The sequence below is a fragment of the Bacillus sp. Nf3 genome, from assembly GCF_003028545.1.
GTDB lineage: Bacteria > Bacillota > Bacilli > Bacillales > Bacillaceae > Bacillus > Bacillus safensis.
In genome coordinates, this window is sequence record NZ_PYUA01000072.1 from 1 (window position 1) to 574 (window position 574).

1 protein-coding gene is annotated in these 574 nt (G+C 66.4%); it reads right to left on the reverse strand.

Annotated features, from left to right (window positions below):
- Positions 1-574, reverse strand: a 574-nt coding sequence (locus C9414_RS20895; RefSeq protein WP_142398080.1) for an LOG family protein, incomplete at both ends; no start/stop codon positions are given.

Sequence of the window (574 nt, forward strand, 5' to 3'; positions counted from 1 at the left end):
ATCGCCCAGGGTCAGGCGGATGAAACGATCGATCTGCTCGAAGTACGGCGCGGCCACGGTCGGGCCGGTCAGGATCAGCGGGAACGGCAGATCCTTGTTCTCCTCGCGCAGCAGGATGCCCAGCAGGTACAGGATCTCCTCGGCGGTACCGACGCCACCGGCGAACACGATGATGCCGTGGCCGATGCGGACGAAGGCCTCCAGCCGCTTCTCGATGTCCGGCATGATCACCAGGTGGTTGACGATCGGGTTCGGCGACTCGGCGGCGATGATGCCCGGCTCGGTCAGGCCGATGTAGCGGGTGACCGTTTTGCGCTGCTTGGCATGGGCGATGGTGGCGCCCTTCATCGGGCCCTTCATGGCACCCGGGCCGCAGCCGGTGCAGATGTCCAGACCGCGCAGACCCAGCTCGTAGCCGACCTGCTTGGTGTACAGGTATTCATCGCGCGAGATCGAGTGGCCGCCCCAGCACACCACCAGGTTCGGGTCGCCCGGGTTGAGGATGCGCGCGTTGCGCAGCAGGCCGAACACCGCGTTGGTGATGCCCTCGGACGATTCCAGCTCGGCCGCGTAG